This window comes from Cupriavidus cauae, assembly GCF_026210475.1.
Classification (GTDB): domain Bacteria; phylum Pseudomonadota; class Gammaproteobacteria; order Burkholderiales; family Burkholderiaceae; genus Cupriavidus; species Cupriavidus cauae.
Window position 1 is genome coordinate 902,804 of sequence record NZ_CP080294.1, and the last position, 17,144, is coordinate 919,947.

A 17,144-nucleotide genomic window follows, 5' to 3' on the forward strand; every position below is an offset into this window, starting at 1 on the left:
GCCCCGTGCAGGCGCCGTTACGATGATTTTCGAACGCGCAAGTACCACTCCACCAGCAGCCGGACCTGCTTGGGCGTATAGCCCTTCTCGACCATGCGGTTGACGAAGTTCTCGTGTTTCTCCTGGTCCTCGCGCGAGGACTTGGCGTTGAAGGAAATGACCGGCAGCAGGTCCTCCGTGGTGGAGAACATCCGCTTCTCGATCACCATGCGCAACTTCTCGTAGCTGGTCCAGTTCGGGTTCTTGCCGCCGTTGTTGGCCCGCGCCCGCAGCACGAAGTTGACGATCTCGTTGCGGAAGTCCTTCGGGTTCGAGATACCCGCCGGCTTTTCCACCTTCTCCAGCTCGTCGTTCAGCGCGTTGCGGTCGAGGATCTCGCCGGTATTGGGATCCCGGTACTCCTGGTCCTGGATCCACAGGTCGGCGAACACCACGTAGCGGTCGAAGATGTTCTGGCCATATTCGGAATACGACTCCAGATACGCGGTCTGGATCTCCTTGCCGATGAACTCGACGAAGGGCGTCGTCAGGTATTCCTTGATGTACGAGAGCAGCTTCGCTTCCTGCTCCGGCGGGAACTGTTCGCGCTCGATCTGCTGCTCGAGCACGTACAGCAGGTGCACCGGATTGGCCGCGACCTCGGTGTTGTCGAAGTTGAAGACCTTGGACAGCACCTTGAACGCGAAGCGCGTCGACAGCCCGCTCATGCCCTCGTCGATGCCGGCGTAGTCGCGATACTCCTGGTACGACTTCGCCTTCGGGTCGACGTCCTTCAGGCTTTCGCCGTCGTAGACCCGCATCTTCGAGAAGATGTTCGAGTTCTCCGGTTCCTTGATCCGCGTCAGCACCGCGAACTGCGCCATCATCTTCAGCGTGTTCGGCGCGCATGGCGCGGCCGACAGCGAGCTGCTGCGCAACAGCTTGTCGTAGATCTTGACCTCGTCCGACACGCGCAGGCAGTACGGCACCTTGACGATGTAGATCCGGTCGAGGAAGGCCTCGTTGTTCTTGTCCGCCTTGAACGATTGCCATTCGGCCTCGTTCGAGTGGGCCAGGATCACGCCGTCGAACGGAATCGCGCCGAAGCCCTCGGTGCCCTTGTAGTTGCCCTCCTGCGTCGCCGTCAGCAGCGGGTGCAGGACCTTGATCGGGGCCTTGAACATCTCGACGAACTCGAGCAGGCCGCGGTTGGCCAGGCACAGGCCGCCGGAGTACGAGTACGCGTCCGGGTCGTCCTGCGGATAGTCCTCGAGCTTGCGGATATCGACCTTGCCGACCAGCGAGGAGATGTCCTGGTTGTTCTCGTCGCCCGGCTCGGTCTTCGCGATCGCGATCTGCGACAGCACCGAGGGCCGCAGCTTGACCACGCGGAAGCGCGTGATGTCGCCGTTGAACTCGTGCAGGCGCTTGACCGCCCATGGCGAGGCGATCGTGTTCAGATAGCGGACCGGGATGCCGTAGTCCTCCTCCAGAATCTTGCCGTCTTCCTCGGGCGAGAACAGTCCGAGCGGCGATTCATGGATGGGCGAGCCCTTCAGCGCGTAGATGGGGATCTGCTCCATCAGCGACTTGAGCTTCTCGGCGAGCGAAGACTTGCCGCCGCCGGGAGGCCCGAGCAGGTAGAGGATCTGCTTGCGTTCCTCGAGACCCTGCGCGGCATGCTTGAAGAACGAGACGATCTGCTCGATCGTGTCCTCCATGCCGTAGAACTCGCGGAAGGCCGGATAGATCTTGATGACCTTGTTGAAGAACAGGCGCGACAGGCGCGGGTCGTGGTGCGTGTCTACCAGCTCTGGCTGCCCGATCGCGGCGAGCATGCGCTCGGCCGCGGTCGCATAGGCAGTAGGGTCTTTCTTACAGATCTCCAGATACTCCTGGATGCTGTATTCCTCTTCCTTGCGAGCTTCGAAGCGCGTGGCGTAGTGGCCGAAAATGTCCATACCTCACTCCCGTCAGAGTCTCGTCCGAGGCGAACGCAGTCCGTCTGCAGGTAGGTACCCTGCCTCATTCCACGTATCAGCCTTTGAATACCGCCACCCCGGCTTGGCGGAAGACTGACCATGTTGCGAAGTCTTTACTTCATCATAGTCAAATAACGCCCAGGGGGAAGAGCTTGTTGACGCGCATTGCGCACTGGCAACGGCGCGGTCCTGCTCGTGAAAACTGCGTTCTGGCTGCGTGCGACTGAGCGGCACGCTGACCGGTTCGCACTGGGCGGCGCGACCATGTTCTGGGACACACCTTACACCTTTCCCTTTGGTGCTGCACTGCCCTGTTTGTAACGATTGCTTCCGGCGAGCATCGACGACATACCGGGACTGCAAAACCTTGGAACGGGTGGGGTCGTACGTTGGCACATCCTGCATCGTTGCTGCGGCCAAGGCCTCGCGCGCAACGTCGCGCGACACGCTGCTGTCGTGTTCTCGATGCGCGGGAAGGCGATCGAAGCAGCGACGCACGCAGGGACAGAAACGGGGATCGAAGCGGGATGAAAACGGAGCGCCGCGACATCGCGCATCGCGCTGCCAAAAAGCAGGGTTAACCCATCGGCCCGGGCGCTGGCCCGCTGTCGGCCCGGGTGTGGCGAAGCATCGTTCGCCGGTTGTCTCCATGCACCGTCGAGGCAATCGCGTCTCCCCTTTGGAATCGTGGCGCGCACCGTGCGGGTGCGTGCCCATTGGAATGCCGAAACCGCTACAGGTTCCAGTTCGCATTCGACCGCGTCGATCGCATCGCTGTCTCCCCGTCGCGGTTGCCCGCGCGGCGGCATCCGTCGGCCACCGTTGTCGGTACACCAGCAAATTGCGGGCCACATGCGACGGGCGAGCGGAACGATCGTCGGACGGTCGACGAAGAAGGCGGTGGACGAACGGCGTTCACCGACGACAGCCGGCGGCGATGCGGGGAAACCGCAATGCGCGACGACGTGCGCGCGAGCGACAATCGATCGAAGGAGGAGAGGCGAAACGGCGAAGGAGAGGAGAGGAGAGGAGAGGAGAGAGCGGAGAAGAGCGAGACAATGAAAACGCCGGGCGTCAGCACCCGGCGCGTCGTGCTGCCAGCGCATTGCCGGCAGCGGCATATCTCGGATCAGATCGTCGGAAGCGAATCCTCAGATCGGATCCCAGTTGATGACGTCGGGCGAGCGCTCCAGCGGATAGAAGCTGTTGCGCATCGCCGGGATCGCGATCTCCGCGATCGTCTCCGGCGTCCACCCCTCGCTGGCATGCACCGAGCGCACCGGCCGCGGCTGGCTCATCAGCATGATCTCGTTGGCGCGCACCGCGAAGATCTGCGCATTGACCTCGCGCGCCGCCTCGCTGGCGAGGAACACCGCCATCGGCGCGACCTTGCCGGCCTCCATCTTCTGCAGCTTGGCCACGCGCGCCTGCTCCTCCGGCGTCTCCGACGGGATCGAGCTGGTCATCCGGCTCCAGGCGAATGGCGCGATGCAGTTCGAGCGGACGTTGAAGCGGGCCATGTCCAGCGCGATCGATTTGGACAGCGCCGCGATGCCCAGCTTGGCGGCGGCGTAGTTGGCCTGGCCGAAATTGCCGATCAGGCCGGAGGTCGAGGTCATATGGACATAGGCGCCGCTCTGCTGGTCCTTGAAGTAGGGCGCGGCGGCGCGGCTGACGAAGAAGGTGCCGTGCAGATGCACGTCGATCACCGCGCGCCATTCCTCCTCGTTCATCTTGAAGAACATGCGGTCGCGAAGATTGCCGGCGTTGTTGATCACGGCGTCGATGCGGCCGAACCGGTCGAGCGCGCACTGGACGATCGCGTTGGCGCCCTGCCAGCTCGACACGCTGTCGGTGTTGGCGACCGCCTCGCCGCCGGCGGCCTGGATTTCCTCGACCACGCGCTGCGCCGGTCCCGCATCGCCGCCCTCGCCGCTCAGCGACACGCCGATATCGTTGACCACCACGCGCGCGCCCGCGGCGCCCAGCGCCAGCGCGATGCCGCGGCCGATGCCGCCTCCCGCGCCGGTCACCACCGCGACCTTGCCCGCCATCGTGCCAGCCGTCGAGTCTGCCATCGCGCCTGCCGCCGATCCTTCCACCTTCGCCGTCATCATCGGTCTCCTGTCCCACCTACGAGGTTCTATTGAAGCGGCATATAAGATAAATTGCCGGCAGCGAAAGGGGAATTCGCCAATCCCAAAAGACGCCTTCCGCCTGCCGAAACCCTCCGTTCGATCCCGCCAAACCCATCACGACACGATGCATTACGACCTGACCGACCTGCGCCTGTTCCTGAACGTAGGGGAAACCCATAACCTGACGCGGGCGGCCGAACGCAGCTTCCTGTCGCTGCCGGCGGCAAGCACCCGCATCAAGCAGCTGGAGGAAGCGTTCCAGACCCAGCTGCTGATCCGCCAGGTCAAGGGGGTGCGCCTGACGCCGGCCGGCGACGCGCTGCTGCGGCACGCGCGCGAGGTCTTTCGCGAGCTCGAATGCCTGCATGCCGATCTGCGCCCCTACGCCAAGGGCGTCAAGGGCAAGGTCCGGCTGCTGGCCAACACCACCGCGACCAACTCGTTTCTGGCCAACGCGCTGTCACGCTTCCTGTCGGAGAACCCGGACGTCGACATCGAGCTGGAGGAACACCTGTCGCAGGAGATCGTCTCGGCCATCGGCGCCGGTGCGGCGGACCTTGGCATCGTCGCCGGCGAGGTCGCCACCGAGGACCTGGACGTGATGCAGCTGTGCAGCGACGAGCTGATCGTGATCGCGCCGGTCAACCACCCGCTGCCGCAGTTCAAGCGGCTGCATTTCGCCGATCTGCTCGATACCTGCCGCTTCGTCGGCCTGAACCAGTTCAGCGCGATCCAGTCCTTCCTGGACCGCATCGCCAGCGGCATGGGCAAGCGCATCAGCCTGCGCATCCAGGTCGGCAGCTTCGACGCGGTCTGCCGCATGGTCGAGGCCGGCGCCGGCATCGCGATCGTGCCCAACAGCTGCGCGCGCCGCTACGCCAGCCGCAAGGTGCTGCGCTTCATCACGCTGGAGGACGACTGGGCCAAGCGCGAGCTGCGCCTGGTGCGCCGGCCCGGCCGCGAGCTGCCGCAGTTCGCCGAGACCCTGGTGCACTACCTGATCGACGCGGCGCGCGAGCCGGTCTGAGCGGGCGCGTCCGGCATCGCGGACCGCCGGGGGCCACGACGTGCCACCCGCATGCCACCACCCGCCATCGCCGGCCACCGAGGCCCCGGCGGGTCCCAGCGCGCCACATCGGCCCACGGCGGCCAGGGCACCGGCAAGGTAAGGCCCGCCCTAAGCCGCTCTTTGGCAAATGCGAATGTCGGTCCGTGGCGGGCTCGGGAATAATGGCCGCATTCCCGTGATTTCCCGCAAAGGCCCCTTGATGACGATCGACCAGGCGCACGATGCGCATTACCCCGAAATCCGCGAGGCCGTGCGCGATCTGTGCGCCGGCTTCGATTCCGCCTACTGGCAGCGCGTCGAGGAGCAGGACGCCTTCCCCGAGCAGTTCGTCCAGGCGCTGACGCAGGCCGGCTGGCTGTCGGCGCTGATTCCCGAGAACTACGGCGGCTCCGGCCTGCCGCTGACGGCCGCCTCGGTGATCATGGAAGAAATCAATCGCAGCGGCGGCAATTCCGGCGCCTGCCACGGCCAGATGTACGTGATGGGCTGCCTGCTGCGGCACGGCTCCGAGGCGCAGAAGCAGCGCTGGCTGCCGGGCATCGCCGCGGGCGAGCTGCGCATGCAGTCGATGGCGGTGACCGAGCCCACCACCGGCACCGACACCACCAAGCTCAAGACCACCGCGGTGCGCCAGGGCGACCGCTATGTCGTCAACGGCCAGAAGGTCTGGATCTCGCGCGTGCAGCATTCGGACCTGATGCTGCTGCTGGCGCGCACCACGCCGCTGGACCAGGTCAAGCGCAAGTCCGAGGGCCTGTCGGTGTTCGTGGTCGACCTGCGCGAGGCGATCGGCAACGGCCTGACGGTCCAGCCGATCCGCAACATGGTCAATCACGAGACCAACGAGCTGTTCTTCGACAACCTGGAGATCCCGGCCGAGAACCTGATCGGCGAGGAAGGCAAGGGCCTGAAGTACATCATCGACGGGCTGAACGCCGAGCGGATCCTGATCGCCGCCGAATGTATCGGCGACGGCTACTGGTTCGTAGAGCGGGCCAGCCACTATGCGCGCGAGCGCGTGGTGTTCGACCGGCCGATCGGCCAGAACCAGGGCATCCAGTTTCCGATCGCCCGCTCCTACGTCAACGTCGAGGCCGCCAGCCTGATGCGCTACAAGGCCGCCGAGCTGTTCGACGCCGGCCAGCCCTGCGGCAAGGAGGCCAACATGGCGAAGCTGCTGGCCGCCGATGCTTCGTGGGAAGCGGCCAACGTCTGCCTGCAGACCCACGGCGGCTTCGGCTTCGCCGCCGAATACGACATCGAGCGCAAGTTCCGCGAGACGCGTCTGTACCAGGTCGCACCCATCTCGACCAATTTGATCCTGTCCTATGTGGCCGAGCACGTGCTGGGACTGCCGCGGTCCTTCTAGGCCGGCGTCTTCCTCAGCGCCGTTGCCACCGCCTTGCGCCAGGCCTTCCGCGCCAGACCGATACGCACCAAGCCGATACGCACCAAACCGATCCACGCCAAGCCGATCCCCGCCAAACCGATGCCAAGCTCCTATCCCACGCGCGAACTCTGCGAGTTCCTTGCCCGCTTCACGCTGTCCGACGTGCCGCCGCACGTGGTCGAGCGCACCAAGGACCTGTTCCTCGACTGGATCGCCTCGGCCCTCGCCGGCAAGGACGCTCCGGCGATCCGCCGGCTGCAGGAGTTCGCCGTGGCGATGGGCCCGCAGCAGGGCCCGTCCGAGGTGCTGGTCGACCGCCGCCGCACCTCGCCGTGGTTCGCCGCGCTGGTCAATGCCGCGGCCTCGCATGTGGTCGAACAGGACGACGTGCACAACGGCTCGGTGCTGCATCCGGCCGCGGTGGTGTTTCCCGCCGTGCTGGCCGCGGCCCAGGCCGAGGGCAAGAGCGGCGCGCAGCTGCTGACCGCGGCGATCGCCGGCTACGAGGCCGGCATCCGCATCGGCGAATTCATGGGCCGCTCCCACTATCGCGTATTCCATACCACCGGCACGGTCGGCACACTGGCGGCCGCGGCGGCGGTGGCCAAGCTGTACGGGCTCGATGCCGAGGGCATCAACCAGGCGCTGGGGTCGGCCGGCACCCAGGCCGCGGGCCTGTGGGAATTCCTGCGCGACGCCGCCGATTCGAAGCAGCTGCATACCGCCAAGGCGGCGGCGGACGGGCTGATGTCGGCCCATCTGGCGCGGGCGGGCTTCACCGGCGCGCGCCGCATCCTGGAGGGCGCGCAGGGCATGGCGGCCGGCATGTCGAGCGACGCCGATCCGGCGCGGTTGACCGACGGCCTGGGCACGCGCTGGGCTACCGCCGAGACCTCGTTCAAGTTCTTCGCCTCGTGCCGCCACACCCATCCGGCGGCCGATGCGCTGAAGGCGCTGATGCAGCGCGAGCGCCTCGACCCCGAGCAGATCGCCAGCGTGACCGCGCACGTGCACCAGGGCGCGATCGACGTGCTCGGCCCCGTGGTCGATCCGGTCACGATCCATCAGGCCAAGTTCTCGATGGGCACGGTGCTCGGGCTGGTCGCCTGGCACGGCCACGCCGGCCTGGGCGAGTTCGAGCAGCATGGGCTGCGCGATGCGCGCGTGGCGGCCTTCCGCGACAAGGTGACGATGGCGCTCGACGCGGAGATCAACGCCGCCTATCCGCGCCAGTGGATCGGCCGCGTGACGGTGGCGACCACCGACGGCCGCACGCTGGAGGCCCGCGTCGACGTGCCCAAGGGCGATCCGGACAACACGCTGAGCCGGCCCGAACTGGAAGCGAAGGCGCTGCAACTGGCGGCCTTCCGCCAGGGCGCAAGCGAGGCCGAGATGCGCACCATCATCGCGCGCGTCTGGGCGCTCGAACACACGGACAGCATGGCGGACTGGTTGCCGGCCGCAGCCTGAACTCCTACGCTCGCAGAGACGGCGCGAAGACTGCCGTCCCTGCCGTTCCCCAAACCATAAGAGGATTCCCAACCGTGGCCCAACAACTCACGGCCGATCCGGCCGCCTCTGAAACCCATCTCGATACCGATACCAGCCTCGAAGCGCTGCGCCGGTGGATCGGCCGCAGCGAAAGCCGTACCGAAACGCTGGCGCTGCAACCGGTGCTCGGCCTCGCCGCCACGCTGGATCTGGACGGCGAGGCGATCGCGCGCGGACCGCTGCCGCCGCTGTGGCACTGGCTGTATTTCCTGCCGCGTGCGCCCCAGCACAGGCTGGGCCGCGACGGCCACGCGGTGCTCGGCGGCTTCCTGCCGCCGGTGCCGCTGCCGCGCCGGATGTGGGCCGGCAGCGAGCTCGACTTCCAGCGTCCGCTGCGCGTCGGCGACACCGTGACGCGTACCTCGACCATCGAGGAGGTGCAGCAGAAAACCGGCCGCAGCGGCGAGCTGTGGTTCGTCTCGGTCCGCCACGTGCTGACCGTCGACGGCGAGACGGCACTGAGCGAGCGCCACGACATCGTCTATCGCGCGATGCCGGAGCCCGGCCAGGCCCAGCCGGCGCGCCCGCGGCTGCCGCACCAGCCGCAATGGCAGCGCCAGCTGCATGCCGATCCGGTGCTGCTGTTCCGTTTCTCCGCGCTGACCTTCAACGGCCACCGCATCCATTACGACCATGACTACGTGCGCGACGTCGAGGGCTATCCCGGCCTGGTCGTCCACGGTCCGCTGCAGGCGGTGCTGATGGTGGACCTGCTGCGGCGCGAACTGCCGCAGGCGAACGTCAAACGCTTCGGCTTCCGCGGCATGGCGCCGCTGTTCGACCACGACCTCGTCACGGTCGGCGGCCGCCGCGATGACCAGCAGCCCGGGCGCGTGTTGCTGTGGACTGGCGACGATGCCGGCGGCCAGGCGATGGAGGGATGGGCGGTGGTCGAGGAGTAATCCGCCCCCCTGCACCGCCGCCTCCGCTCTCCACCGCCACACCTGCCTCCGTCGTTCCCGCATCCGCGGGAACGACGGTACTGCATCACTCCACCTCGATCTTCGCCGTCTTGACCACGCCGCCCCACAGGCGCAGCTCTCGTTCGATCCGCTCCGCCAGCGGCTTCGGACCGGTGATGTTCAGGTCGTAGCCGCCCTGCGTCATCCGCTGGCGAAAGGCCGGATCGTCGCCGACGGTCTGCTGCGCCTTGACCAGCGTGTCGACCACCTCGGCCGGCAGCTTCGGCGGTCCGATCAGCGCGTACCAGCCGGTCACCGCATAGTCCTTCAGCCCGGACTCGACCATGGTCGGCACGTTCGGCAGCGCCGCGTTGCGCTCCTTCGACGTCACCGCCAGCGGCCGCACCTTGCCGCCCTGGATATGGCCGATCGCGGTGCCGGTGATATCGAACATGAAGGCGATCTTGCCGCTGATCACGTCGGTCATCGCCGGCGAATTGCCCTTGTACGGCACGTGCAGCATCTTGACGCCGCTCATCTGCGCCAGCAGTTCGGCCGACAGATGGTTGGACGCACCGACGCCGGCCGAGCCGAACGCCACGCCCTGTGGGTGCTTGCGGGCGTACTCCACCAGCTCGCCGACATTGCGGGCCGGGAAGTCCTTGTTGATCAGCAGCACGTTGGTGTAGTCGGTGATCAGCCCGATGTGGCTGAAATCCCGGCTCGGATTGAAGTTGACCGCCTTCTGGATCAGCGGCGTCATCGTCATGGTCGGGCTGGCGACGAAGTACAGCGTATAGCCGTCGGGCGGCGCCTTGGCCGTGATCTCGGCGGCGATCGCGCCGCTGGCGCCGGCACGGTTGTCGACCACCACCGGCTGCTTCAGCACTCGTCCCAGGTGATCGGCATAGACGCGCGCCGCGGTATCGACGGGACCGCCCGGCGTATAGCCGACGATCAGCTTGATCGGCCGCGACGGATAGGCGTCGGCCGCCGCGGCGCCATCGCTCAGCGCCAGCGAGCCACGCCGGCCAGTGGAACCAGCGCGCCCAGCACGGTCGCCAGCATGCCGGCGGGCCGCCATCGTGTTTGCTTCGTTGCCATGCGTCTCCTCCTGTGGTGAACGGTCTGGCTCGGCCGGCGCACTTTCTTGGTTTGCGCAGGTCTTTTCCGCATACGTCCGTATACATATAGAGGGAAGCCCGGGCGCTCCCGCCGATGCCATCACCGCAGTGTGTGGGCGCGCCGGGGCGCTCGCCATTTGCATTTGGCTAAGGCGGCCTTTTGCACGGCCGTGGGTGCGGTGCGGCAATCATGGATCGCGAGCACGGATCGCGAGTACGGATCCGGAGCGCTGATCAGCAGCGCAGACGGGGCGCCCCGATGGCGCGCAGGGACCTCGCGAAGGGATGGGGCACACGGACGGGGGGCACGAAAGGAGAGCACGGTAGCGCGCTACACCATGCCTCCGCGGCTCAATAGCAGCGCACCTCGTCGTCGCGCACTGCCGGCTCCGGCTCCGGCGGGAGTGCCCAGAGGAGGCACCGCGGACCTTCCAGTTCCCGCCTGACCGCTTCGACGCCGTGAATGGCCGCCCGGTATCCTTCCCGGCGCTTCCCCTCGCCGCTCATCCGCACGACCACCGCCGCGCGCCCGTCGCGCGGCATCGGATAGACCTTCAGCTGCGCCCTGCCGGCGATCTCGCCGCGGCGAGGCATCGGCAGGCGAAACAGCCGGATCAGCAGCATCAGCAACGCGCCGCGCCAGTCGCCGGCGGCGAGCCGATCGCGTACACCGGGGCCTGGTATCGGCACGGCCTCGTGCATGCGCCGCGCATCCCCGACGCGCACCGGCCGGATGCGGCAACGGAGCAGCACACGCCGTGGATCGCCGCGGCGCGGGCGCACCGTCCGGCGCCACGGCTCGATCCGGAAGGCCAGGCACGCGTCCATCTCGGTAGCCTGTGTCACCGGACCATCCGCTCCGTCTGCACCCGCACCAAGGGCACCGTCGGCGCTATCCGGCCTGCCGGTGCCACCCGTGCGATCGGTCCCTCTCTCCGGCTGCCGCTGCCAGCGTGTGAACTTGTGCAGGCGAATCTCGCCGCCTGCGCCCGCGCAAATCGACAGGCAGCGCTGCACCGGTGCAGCGTCGGCCTTTACGGCACGCTCGTCGCGGCAGATCAGCGCCTCGTCGGCAATCGCCGCCGCGCATTCGAGCAGCGCGGCGCGGCGGGCGATATGGTCGCCATGCGCGTCGCGCTGAACGTCGCGCTGTGCGGCGCCCCCTGCGTCGTCCCGTACGTCGCTCCGTACGCCGTTCCGCACGCCGTCCTGCGCCCCGAACAGGGCGCCGAGGCAATCGCTCAGCCGCATCAGCACCTTGATGCCCATTTCGAGCTCCAGCGCGGCATGGGCTGCCTCGGGATCGGGTGCGCGGTCGCAGCTGCGTCCGCCGATGCGGTATTCCCGCTCGATGTCGGCGAAGACCGAACGCAAGCGTCCGCCTCGATCCGCGGCCAGCGTGACGTCGATGCTGCCTTCGCCGAGAAACAGCGTGGCCGCGGTGCGCGCCACCTGCGCGGCATCGCGCGGCCGCAGCGGCGCCTGCCATGCGCGGGATCGCGGGTCTCCGATACGTGACGTCGGGGGAAGGAACGATGGGATGGGACGGGCGGACAGCGTCATGATGCGGGCAGGCTCAGAAGGACAAGGCAGGGGCGTGGGCGAACCACAGGCCGAGCGGCAGCGCCTTGCCGGTCCGCGATTCGCCCTCGCACTCTCTAGACGAGTGGCGCGGCGCCATCGTTGACGGCCAATGCCGACTTCGCGAGTCTTCGACCGGACCTGGTGTCGCCAAACGAAAAAATGCGGACGAACGCGTTAATCGTCCGTCCGCATTGCCTTGCGCGCTTGCGTACCTGCCTGACGCCTGCTGCGGCATGCCGTCGCAGCATCGGTTCGGCAGCCGGGGCCGCTACAGCGCCGCCGCGGTTCCCAGAATCGCGGTCGACTGGCTCGACAAGGTGCCGCCGTTGCCGTGCACCAGCGCGATCTCCGCACCGCCGACCTGGCGTTCGCCGCATTCGCCGCGCAACTGGCGCACCGCCTCGATGGTGATGAACATGCCGTACATGCCGGGATGCACGCACGACAGTCCGCCGCCGTTGGTATTGACCGGCAACCTGCCGCCGGGCGCGATGGCCCCGCCGCTGACGAAGGGTCCGCCCTCCCCCTTGGCGCAGAAGCCAAGATCTTCGAGGAACAGCAGCGTGTTGATGGTGAAGGCGTCGTACAGCTCGAGCACGTCGACATCGGCCGGCTTGACGCCCGCCATCGCGAACGCGCGCTCGCCCGATTCCTTCGCCGCGCTGACGGTCAGGTCCGGCATGCTGGAGATCTGCCGGTGCCAGGTCGCGGTGGCGTTGCCGAGCACATAGATCGGCGGCTTGGCGAGGTCCTTGGCGCGTTCGGCGCGGACCATCACATAGGCGCCGGCGCCGTCGGTGACCAGGCAGCAGTCGCGCACCGACAGCGGGTCGGACACCATGCGCGCGTTCAGCACGTCGTCGATGCTCAACGGATCGCGCATCAGCGCATCGGGATTGAGTTGCGCCCACTTGCGCGCGGCCACCGCCACCTCGGCCAGATGCTCGCGCGTGGTGCCGTACTGGTGCATGTGCCGCGCGGCCGCCAATGCGTACGAGGTGATCGGCTGCATCGGCTGGTAGGGGTTCTCGTACGGCTGCGGGTCCAGCACCGAACGCACCTTGGCGATGCCGGCGCGGCCGACCGTCGAGGTGCGCTGATTGCTGCCGTAGCAGACCAGCACTGCGTCGCACAGGCCGGCCTCGAGCGCCAGCATCGCGGGCAGCATATGGGCGACGAAGCTGGAGCCGCCGATCATCGTGCTGTCGACGAACTTCGGATGGATGCCGAGGTATTCGGCCACCGGCATCACCCACATGGTGGCGCCGACGCTGGCGGTGGCGATGCCGTCGATCTCGCGCATCGACATGCCGGCGTCCTTGACCGCGGCCTTGGCCGCCTCCACCAGGATTTCCATTTCGGTCTTGCCGTGGGCCTCGCCGAGTCCGGCCTGGCCCACGCCGACGATGGCGACGCCACCGCGCAACGATTGTGCTGGCATCGCGTCAGCCCTCCATCGGATCGAACACCACCATCGCGGGAACGCCGTCGCCGGCGGCGGGCGCCACGCGCGCCCTGACGCGCATGCCGATGCGCACCGCCTGCGGCGCCACGCCCTCGACCCGGCTCATCATGCGCACCCCTTCGTCCAGGTCGATCAGCGCGACGTTGTAGTCGCCGCCGGCGTCCGGCTTGCGGCGCACGACGCTGGTCGAATAGACGGTGCCGGTGCCCTTCGGATCGGTCCAGTCCAGCGCCTCGCCGCCGCAGTGCGGGCAGAGATTGCGTGGATAGAACACGTGGCGGTCGCAGTCGCGGCAGTGCTGGATGCGAAAGCGCCCTTCGTTCAGCAGGGCCGCGTAGAGGCGGTCCGGCCCCTGCTCGGCCTGCGCCTCGGTGGTGGGTGTTGTCATGCTGTCTCCTGGCTCGGTGCCTTCCGGGGGCAGCTTGCCGCAGTCATTGGCGCCTGCACAATTCGCTTGTCCGGAAGGGTGGACTATTCAATCGCGAATGGGGCCGCCCTTGCCCTCTCCCCGGCCCTCTCCCGCAAGCGGGAGAGGCAGAACACCACCGGTCGTTCGTCGGCGCGGCGGTTTGCTCCCCTCCCGCATGCGGGAGAGAGGCTGGGGGAGAGGGCAAGCGGCGCCTCATCGCCCCTGTCAAATCACCAGCTCGATCAGGAACGGCCCCTTGCGCTTGTTCGCCATCGCGAACAGATCGGCGAAGCTCTCCATATCGACCGCACGCGCCCCCTCGACGCCCATGCCGGCGGCGAGCTTGACCCAGTCGAGGTCGGGATTGCCGATATCGAGCATGTCGAGCGCGGTCTTGCCGGGGTTGGCGCCCACGCCGGCCAGTTCGCCCAGCAGGATCGCGTACTTGCGATTGGCCAGCACCACCACCGTGACGTCGAGCTGTTCGCGCGCCATCGTCCACAGCGACTGCACGGTGTACATGCCCGAGCCGTCGGCCTGCAGCGCGACCACGCGCCGATCGGGCACCGCCACCGCGGCGCCGACCGCCAGCGGCAGGCCCGCGCCGATGGCGCCACCGGTCAGCTGCAGCCAGTCGTGCGGGGCGGCATGCACCGTACCGGGATAGAAGGCACGGCCGAAGCTGACGCTCTCCTCGACCACCACCGCCTGCTCGGGCAGCAGCGCGCTCAGCGTCTGCGCGACGGCTTCCGAGGTCACCGCGCCCTTGGCGATGCCGGCGGGTGCGACGGCGTCCGGCACCGGCACCGCGGGCGCGCCGAGCGCGTCGGCCAGCCGCGCGAGCGCATCGGCCAGATCCTGCTCGGGGCGCGCCAGCACATGGACCTGCGCGTCCTCGGGATAAGGGCGCGGCGACTTGCCGGGATAGGCGAAGAAGGTCACCGGCGGCGGCGCGCCGACCAGGATCACCTGGCGGATGCCGGCCAGCCTGGCGCGCGCCGCATCGCCCGAGTAGGGCACGCGCTCGACCGCGAAACGGCCGCGGCCGCGCGACACGCGCGCATTGGACATCGGCGTGATCAGCCGCGCGTCGGTGGCGGCGGCGATGCGATGCGCGTCGGCCAGCGGCGCCTCGCGCAGCGCCGTGCCGGCCAGCACCAGCAGCGTCGGCTGGCCCGAGCGCAGCCAGCGCGCGGCCTGCTCGATCGCATCGGGCGAGACCTTGGGCGCGCTCAGCGGCGGCAGCGGCGCGGCAACCTGCCCGCCCTCGTCCCAGCACACATCCGACGGCAGGATCAGGCTCGCCACGCCGCCAGGCGCGGCGCAGGCGGCCTGCACCGCCGCCGCGGCATCGGCGCCGACCTGATCGGCGCGCTGCGCGGTGCGGGTCCACACCGAAACGGGACGGGCCCAGCCCTCGGTGTCGGCGGTCAGCGGCGCATCGAGCGGCCGGTGATAGGTGGCCTGGTCGCCGATGATATTGACGATCGGCGTCTGCGCGCGCCGGGCGTTGTGCAGGTTGGCCAGGCCGTTGGCCAGACCCGGTCCGCAATGCAGCAGCGTCGCCGCCGGCTTGTCGGCCATGCGCGCATAGCCGTCGGCCGCGCCCGTCACCACGCCCTCGAACAAACCCAGCACGCAGCGCATGCCGGGGATGCGGTCGAGCGCCGCGACGAAATGCATCTCGCTGGTGCCCGGGTTGGCGAAGCAGGTATCGACCCCGCAGGCGAGCAGGGTCTTGACCAGGCTCTCGGCGCCGTTGAGCGTCTGCCCGGGTTGCTGGGATTGGTTGGTCTCCATATGCGCGCTTCCTTGGTCTCAGGTCGGTCGATTCGAAAATCTCGGGTGGGGATCGGTGATGCCTGCGTTGGCGATGCGTTGGCGATGCGTTTGGCGATGGGTTCGGGATGTGCCGTGAGGCGTTGCCGTTCAGCCCGCCAGGCCGCCCGGGTCGAGCAGGTCGAAGTCCAGGCAGACGTATTCGGTCGGAAACTCGATGCGGGCGTAATAGACGATCACGCCATCGGCGCAGGCATGGCGGCGCAGTTCGGCGACCGGCGCGCCCACCGGCAGCGCCAGCGCCGCGGCCGACTCCGCGCCGGCGGCGATGATCGACAGCCGCTGACGCGCGCTCGAGACGCGCAGCCCCGGAAAGCGGTCCAGCACCGGCACCGACGCGCCCTGCCGGAACGCGCGCGGATTGCGCGCGAACAGGCCTTCCTCGATATAGACCTCGCCGATCGCGAAGGGCCGGTCGTCGAGCCGGTGCAGGCGGCGCAGGAAATGGTAGGCCGGCGCACGCTCGGCCTCGCACGGCATGCCGAGTTCGTCCGGCAGCGGCACGCTGCCCGCCGACTCGACCAGCGCCTCGGTGCCCAGCTGCTCGCCGACCTCGACCGCCTGGCCCCAGGTGACCGGCAGCGATAGCGGCCGGCGCCGCTTGCCGCCGCCCTTGACGAAGGTGCCGCGGCCGCGCGAGCGCGCGACCAGCCCTTCGTCGTCGAGCACCGACAGCGCGTGATGCATCGTCATGCGCGCGACCCCGTATTGGCGGCACAGGTCCTCCAGCGACGGGATGCGTTCGCCGGGACGCCAGACCCCGCTCTCGATGCGGCGGCGAAAGATGGTCGCCAGCTGCAGATAGACCGGCTCACGGCTGCGCGACAGCAATTCGGTCGAGGACAGGGATTCGGGCATCGATGGCGGCAAGACGAAGGAACCGGTGCGCGGCGCCAGGCCGCGGAGGGACGCGAGGCAAACGAACGCCGTGCGGCCCCCGGAAAGGGGGTTCGGCGAACTGCCACTGTAATAAGGTCTAGTTACCTATACCACTAGGGTTTACCGCGGGTTGGTGCGGCATGCCGCGGTCAGCGAAGGCGCGTCAATGGCAAGTTCTGCTTACGTGTGCCGGCCCCTCGTCTACCCGCAAAGGTGGGTGACGTTCGCGGAGGGTCTGCGGCCAGAATGCGGCATGCCCCTCTCCCCCGGGGCAAGCGCGGCTGCCGCTCGCAGCCATTGATCCAGGAGCTTTTCCATGTTGATGCGCGACGTGATTCCCCACATCCTGAACCGCGGTACCGGCCAGCTGGCGCAGGATCAGGTCGAGACCCCACCCCGCAAGACGTTCCACCACACGATCGACATCTATCTGAAGGACTCCAACGCCTTCATGAACACCTACTTCGCGCGCTATTTCGAGTGGCAGGGCATCTGCCGCGAGCGCTGGTTCCACGAGTGCATCCACGGCAATCTGCTGGCCGCGGGCGGCGTCTTCGTGACCAAGCGCGCGCATCAGGAATATGTCGAGGAAACCTTCCCGTTCCAGCGGGTGGACTGCTACCTGAACACGTTCCAGGTCAAGCAGTGCTCGGCGTATCTGCTGTTCCGCTTCTGCGTCGACGAGCGGCCGGTCTCGCTGGGCTACCAGCAGATCGTGTTCGCCGACAAGGAAAAGCGGATCGCGCGGTTCCCGAAGGAGATCGTCGAGCGGGTCAAGGAGTATGAGGTGAGCGCGCCGGTGCTGGCCAACTAGCGCCAACCAGTGCCAGCCG

The 17,144-nt window shown here is 67.9% G+C and carries 13 protein-coding genes; 5 read left to right on the plus strand and 8 right to left on the minus strand.

Annotated elements, in window-relative coordinates:
• Positions 1 to 17: 17 nt before the first annotated feature.
• Together KZ686_RS19460 and KZ686_RS19465 are read right to left on the minus strand one after the other, a co-directional pair.
• Positions 18 to 1,940 (minus strand): PrkA family serine protein kinase, encoded by a 1,923-nt coding sequence (locus tag KZ686_RS19460; RefSeq protein WP_006576790.1) that lies wholly within the window; start codon positions 1,938 to 1,940, stop codon positions 18 to 20.
• Between the two features lie 1,172 nt (positions 1,941 to 3,112).
• Positions 3,113 to 4,039: an SDR family NAD(P)-dependent oxidoreductase gene (locus tag KZ686_RS19465; protein WP_265635312.1), complete on the minus strand. Its 927-nt coding sequence runs from the start codon at positions 4,037 to 4,039 to the stop codon at positions 3,113 to 3,115.
• A 184-nt stretch (positions 4,040 to 4,223) separates the two neighbouring features.
• On the opposite strand from KZ686_RS19465, the gene KZ686_RS19470 reads away from it, so the two are divergent.
• The 4 genes from KZ686_RS19470 (at position 4,224) to KZ686_RS19485 (ending at position 9,011) form a co-directional block, all read left to right on the plus strand.
• A complete protein-coding gene (locus KZ686_RS19470) occupies positions 4,224 to 5,126 on the plus strand; it encodes a LysR family transcriptional regulator (RefSeq protein WP_149318649.1) in 903 nt (300 codons plus the stop codon).
• A 241-nt stretch (positions 5,127 to 5,367) separates the two neighbouring features.
• Positions 5,368 to 6,537, plus strand: a complete 1,170-nt coding sequence (locus KZ686_RS19475) for an acyl-CoA dehydrogenase family protein (RefSeq protein ID WP_265635059.1) — start codon at positions 5,368 to 5,370, stop codon at positions 6,535 to 6,537.
• 120 nt (positions 6,538 to 6,657) lie between these two features.
• Positions 6,658 to 8,028, plus strand: a complete 1,371-nt coding sequence (locus KZ686_RS19480; RefSeq protein WP_149318647.1) for an MmgE/PrpD family protein — start codon at positions 6,658 to 6,660, stop codon at positions 8,026 to 8,028.
• Between the two features lie 146 nt (positions 8,029 to 8,174).
• The gene (locus KZ686_RS19485; RefSeq protein WP_255650751.1) at positions 8,175 to 9,011 is read left to right on the plus strand and encodes an FAS1-like dehydratase domain-containing protein; all 837 of its coding nucleotides are present in this window, start codon (positions 8,175 to 8,177) and stop codon (positions 9,009 to 9,011) included.
• An 85-nt stretch (positions 9,012 to 9,096) separates the two neighbouring features.
• Here the strand turns inward: KZ686_RS19485 and KZ686_RS19490 are convergent, their stop codons facing one another.
• The 6 genes from KZ686_RS19490 to KZ686_RS19515 form a co-directional block, all read right to left on the minus strand.
• On the minus strand, positions 9,097 to 10,095 hold the full coding sequence (locus KZ686_RS19490; RefSeq protein WP_265635062.1) for a Bug family tripartite tricarboxylate transporter substrate binding protein: 999 nt from the start codon (positions 10,093 to 10,095) through the stop codon (positions 9,097 to 9,099).
• Positions 10,096 to 10,486: 391 nt separating this feature from the next.
• Complete coding sequence (locus KZ686_RS19495; protein WP_265635064.1) at positions 10,487 to 11,698, minus strand: hypothetical protein; 1,212 nt, start codon at positions 11,696 to 11,698, stop codon at positions 10,487 to 10,489.
• Positions 11,699 to 11,987: 289 nt separating this feature from the next.
• Complete coding sequence (locus KZ686_RS19500) at positions 11,988 to 13,160, minus strand: thiolase (RefSeq protein ID WP_226106996.1); 1,173 nt, start codon at positions 13,158 to 13,160, stop codon at positions 11,988 to 11,990.
• 4 nt (positions 13,161 to 13,164) lie between these two features.
• Positions 13,165 to 13,572: a Zn-ribbon domain-containing OB-fold protein gene (locus KZ686_RS19505; protein ID WP_226106994.1), complete on the minus strand. Its 408-nt coding sequence runs from the start codon at positions 13,570 to 13,572 to the stop codon at positions 13,165 to 13,167.
• Between the two features lie 246 nt (positions 13,573 to 13,818).
• The gene (locus KZ686_RS19510; RefSeq protein ID WP_149318642.1) at positions 13,819 to 15,393 is read right to left on the minus strand and encodes an acetolactate synthase large subunit; all 1,575 of its coding nucleotides are present in this window, start codon (positions 15,391 to 15,393) and stop codon (positions 13,819 to 13,821) included.
• A gap of 129 nt (positions 15,394 to 15,522) precedes the next feature.
• Complete coding sequence (locus KZ686_RS19515) at positions 15,523 to 16,290, minus strand: GntR family transcriptional regulator (protein WP_226106993.1); 768 nt, start codon at positions 16,288 to 16,290, stop codon at positions 15,523 to 15,525.
• A 337-nt stretch (positions 16,291 to 16,627) separates the two neighbouring features.
• Between KZ686_RS19515 and KZ686_RS19520 the strand changes: the two genes are divergently transcribed.
• Positions 16,628 to 17,125: an acyl-CoA thioesterase gene (locus tag KZ686_RS19520; protein WP_006579723.1), complete on the plus strand. Its 498-nt coding sequence runs from the start codon at positions 16,628 to 16,630 to the stop codon at positions 17,123 to 17,125.
• Positions 17,126 to 17,144: the final 19 nt, after the last annotated feature.